General features: G+C 57.9%; 1 rRNA gene (only partly in view). It reads left to right on the top strand.

The window, feature by feature from the left end:
* A 23S ribosomal RNA gene (locus IC607_RS17170) occupies positions 1-1,240 on the top strand (it extends past both window edges: 180 nt to the left, 1,135 nt to the right).

The following is a 1,240-nucleotide window of genomic DNA, read 5'->3' as shown; positions in this document are numbered from 1 at the left end:
TTAGAAAGTCTCGTTATAGTCGAACGGCATTGAAAGGCCGGGCACAGAGGGTGGAACCCCCGTAGACGAAATGACGTGACCTCCCGAAGGGGATCCCAAGTAGCTCCGGGCCCGAGAAACCTGGAGTGAATCTGCACAGACCACTGTGTAAGCCTAAATACTACCTAGTGACCGATAGCGGACAAGTACCGTGAGGGAAAGGTGAAAAGTACCCCGGGAGGGGAGTGAAATAGTACCTGAAACCGTGTGCCTACAATCCGTCGGAGCCTCCCTAGCAGGGGTGACGGCGTGCCTTTTGAAGAATGAGCCTGCGAGTTAGTGGTACGTGGCGAGGTTAACCCGTGTGGGGAAGCCGTAGCGAAAGCGAGTCCGAACAGGGCGATACAGTCGCGTGCTCTAGACCCGAAGCGAAGTGATCTAGCCATGGGCAGGTTGAAGCGCGGGTAAGACCGCGTGGAGGACCGAACCCACCTGGGTTGAAAACCGGGGGGATGACCTGTGGTTAGGGGTGAAAGGCCAATCAAACTTCGTGATAGCTGGTTCTCCCCGAAATGCATTTAGGTGCAGCGTCACGCGTTTCTTGCCGGAGGTAGAGCTACTGGATAGCCGATGGGCCCCACCAGGTTACTGACGTTAGCCAAACTCCGAATGCCGGTAAGCCAGAGCGTGGCAGTGAGACTGCGGGGGATAAGCTCCGTAGTCGAGAGGGAAACAGCCCAGACCACCAGCTAAGGCCCCTAAGCGTATGCTAAGTGGGAAAGGATGTGGAGTTGCACAGACAACCAGGAGGTTGGCTTAGAAGCAGCCACCCTTGAAAGAGTGCGTAATAGCTCACTGGTCAAGTGATTCCGCGCCGACAATGTAGCGGGGCTCAAGTATACCGCCGAAGCTGTGGCATTCACACATCAGCTAAGCCTTCGTGGTTCAGGCGTGTGGATGGGTAGGGGAGCGTCGTGTGGCGAGTGAAGTCGCGGGGGAACCCAGCGGTGGACGCCACACGAGTGAGAATGCAGGCATGAGTAGCGAATGACGGGTGAGAAACCCGTCCGCCGAATGATCAAGGGTTCCAGGGCCAGGCTAATCCGCCCTGGGTAAGTCGGGACCTAAGGCGAGGCCGACAGGCGTAGTCGATGGACAACGGGTTGATATTCCCGTACCGGCGAAGAACCGCCCATACCGAGCCCGGTGATGCTAACCGTCCGAGCTGTTGCACCGTGGCCTTCGGGCCGCACCGCAGCGG

Source organism: Cellulomonas sp. JH27-2 (assembly GCF_014837175.1).
GTDB lineage: Bacteria > Actinomycetota > Actinomycetes > Actinomycetales > Cellulomonadaceae > Cellulomonas.
Note: the sequence above shows the minus strand (reverse complement) of the source record. Positions and strands in the feature narration are given on the sequence as shown.